This is a genomic window from Brevundimonas sp. (assembly GCF_016463295.1).
In the GTDB taxonomy this organism is placed as follows: Bacteria; Pseudomonadota; Alphaproteobacteria; order Caulobacterales; family Caulobacteraceae; genus Brevundimonas.
Genome location: NZ_JAEMRO010000145.1, coordinates 1 through 2,672, shown reverse-complemented (window position 1 = coordinate 2,672; position 2,672 = coordinate 1). Strand labels below are relative to the sequence as shown.

The window sequence follows — 2,672 nt, the reverse complement described above, 5'->3', positions numbered from 1 at the left end:
TGTCGAACTCGCCCTGGGACTTGCCGACGCCGCGCGAGTTGTAGCGCAGGGTCGCAAAGCCGCGCTTCACGAACAGCTGGTACAGGGTCACCGCCACGGGATTGTTCATATGCCCGCCCGCCTTGGGGTGGGGATGCAGGATCAGGGCGATCGGGGCGTTGGGGCGTTTGCCCGGGGAATAGCGACCTTCGATGCGGCCAGAGGCGCCGGGCAGGATGACTTCAGGCATGGGCGGAGCGGATTCCCGTATTCAACTGTCGTTTCGCAGGTGCGTAATACTTGACCGATGCGGTAGGACTTTCTAAGTCCGCATGGCACGCAGCCGCTTTCGTGAAGGCGCGGGTTCTAGCACAGGACCCCGAAAATGCGTGCGATTTTTAGCGGGTGTCCGATGCGACTGTCGACCAAGGGACGATATGCCGTCATGGCGATGGCGGATCTGGCCAAGAATGGCCGGACCGACGACGGCCGAGACCGGGCCGTCTCCCTGGCGGAAATCGCCACGCGCCAAGAAATTTCATTGAGTTATCTGGAACAGCTGTTTGCGCGTCTGAGAAAAGGCGGGCTGGTGCGCAGCGTGCGCGGACCAGGCGGCGGCTATCGGCTGGCCAAGGGTCCGCACGAGACGGTGGTCGCGGAAATCGTCTTGGCGGTCGATGAACCCATCCGTGCCACACGCTGCGTCGGCCATTCCTCGCCCAAGGGCTGCATGATGGCGGGCGAGCGCTGCATCACCCACAATCTGTGGGAGGATCTGGGCGATGAGATTCATCGCTATCTGGCCGGGGTGTCGTTGGAAGACGTCGTGATGAACCGCACCGGCGCGCGGCGTCGGGCACCCATTGACGCAACTGGGGCAGACGAGATCGGGGTGGCCGCATGAGCCCCGTCTATCTGGACTACAATGCCTCCGGCCTGGTTCGTCCTGAAGTTCAGGAGATCATGGCCAAGGCCCTGGCTGACAACGGTAATCCGTCAGCGGTGCATGCGGCAGGACGGCGGGCGCGGGCGCGGGTCGAGACGGCCCGAGCCCAGGTCGCCGATCTGGTCGGGGCCGATCCGACGGCGGTGGTGTTCTCCTCCGGCGGGACCGAATCGAACGCCCAGGCGATCCTGAGTGCCTTGGCCGCAGGCTGCGAGCGGCTGATCGTGGGGGCGACGGAACATCCCTGCGTGGCCGAGGCAGCCGCCGTGTCCGGTGCGCCGGTCGAGGTGCTGCCGGTCGATGCGAATGGTGTGGTCGATCTGGCCTGGCTGGCGGATGCGCTGGCGAGGCCGGGCCGGGCCGTCGTGGCCATCCATCATGCCAATAACGAAAGCGGCGTCATCCAGCCGATCGCGCAGGCTGCCGCGCTGGTGCGGGCCGCGGGCGGCTGGCTGCACGTCGATGCGATCCAGTCGGCGGGCAAGGTGCCGGTCGATATGCGGGCATTGGATGCCGACACCCTGACGCTGTCGGCGCACAAGCTGGGCGGGCCGCAGGGCGTGGGCGCGCTGGTGCTGAAAGACGGCATCGCCGCCGTGCGCATGCTCCATGGTGCCGGGCAGGAGCGGGGTTTGCGGGCGGGGACCGAGAATGTCCCGGGCATCGCAGGCTTTGGCACCGCCGCCGACTGTGCCGCGCGTGATCTGGATCAGGCGATGGCGCATGTCGTCTGGCGCGATGCGGCCGAGGCGCGGGTCGTGGCGGCGGGGGCCACCATCATCGGCGGCGCGGTCGAGCGCCTGCCCAACACCCTGTTTATGGCCGTCGAGGGCTGGGACAGCCCGCAGCAACTGATCACGCTCGATCTGGCGGGCATCATGGTCTCGGCGGGCAGCGCCTGTTCGTCGGGCAAGGTCAAGCCGTCCAAGGCGATCTCGGCCATGGGGCTGCATGCGCTGGCGACGGGCGGCGTCCGCGTCTCGGGTGGCTGGGGTACGACGCAGGACGATTGGTCACGCTTCGCCGACGCCTGGGTGTCAGCCTATGAGAAGCACAGCGCCCGCCAGGCCGAACGCCTGAGCCAGCGCGTGAAGGAAGTCGCGTAAGATCATGGCAGCCGTTCAGGAAACCATCGACGCCGTCGCCGCACTGGAGAAGTACGAGCACGGATTCACGTCGGACATCGATACGGAATATGCCCCGCGTGGGCTGAATGCCGACATCGTCCGCTTCATCTCCGAGAAGAAGGGCGAGCCGGAATGGATGCTGGAATGGCGTCTGGCCGCCTATGAGCGCTGGCTGGCCATGGAGGAGCCGACCTGGTCGTCGGTGAAATACACCCCGGTCGATTATCAGGACCTGTTCTACTACGCCGCGCCCAAGAAGAAGGACGGGCCCAAGTCGCTGGACGAGGTCGATCCGGAACTGCTGGCCATCTATGCCAAGCTGGGCATCCCGCTGAAGGAGCAGGAAGTGCTGGCGGGCGTCGAGGGCGCGCCGCGCTATGCCGTGGACGCGGTGTTCGATAGCGTCAGCGTGGTCACCACCTTCAAGGCCGAACTGGCCAAGGTCGGCGTGATTTTCATGCCCATTTCCGAGGCCTTGCGCGAACATCCTGAGCTGGTGCGCAAATATCTGGGCTCGGTGGTGCCGGTCTCGGACAACTATTTCGCCGCCCTGAACAGCGCGGTCTTTTCGGACGGATCGTTCGTCTACATCCCGCCGGGCGTGCGCTGCCCGATGGAGC

2 protein-coding genes and 2 pseudogenes are annotated in these 2,672 nt (G+C 66.0%); 3 read left to right on the top strand and 1 reads right to left on the bottom strand.

Translation table 11 applies throughout. The annotated features are described in order from the left end of the window. Positions 1–229: pseudogene (locus JHC81_RS14300) on the bottom strand (CocE/NonD family hydrolase); the annotation flags it as partial. A gap of 162 nt (positions 230–391) precedes the next feature. Here JHC81_RS14300 and JHC81_RS14295 point away from each other — a divergent pair. The 3 genes and pseudogenes from JHC81_RS14295 to JHC81_RS14285 all read left to right on the top strand — a co-directional run. After that, positions 392–883 (top strand): Rrf2 family transcriptional regulator, encoded by a 492-nt coding sequence (locus JHC81_RS14295; protein ID WP_292175787.1) that lies wholly within the window; start codon positions 392–394, stop codon positions 881–883. Further along, a complete protein-coding gene (locus JHC81_RS14290) occupies positions 880–2,031 on the top strand; it encodes a cysteine desulfurase family protein (protein WP_292175782.1) in 1,152 nt (383 codons plus the stop codon). The genes JHC81_RS14295 and JHC81_RS14290 overlap by 4 nt, the downstream gene beginning before the upstream one ends. A 4-nt stretch (positions 2,032–2,035) precedes the next feature. Beyond that, positions 2,036–2,672, top strand: a pseudogene (locus tag JHC81_RS14285) (Fe-S cluster assembly protein SufB); the annotation flags it as partial.

Excerpts from the sequence above, each read along its gene's own strand:
- JHC81_RS14295 (WP_292175787.1), top strand. The coding sequence starts at position 392 with ATGCGACTGTCGACCAAGGGACGATATGCCGTCATGGCGATGGCGGAT.
- JHC81_RS14290 (WP_292175782.1), top strand. The coding sequence starts at position 880 with ATGAGCCCCGTCTATCTGGACTACAATGCCTCCGGCCTGGTTCGTCCT.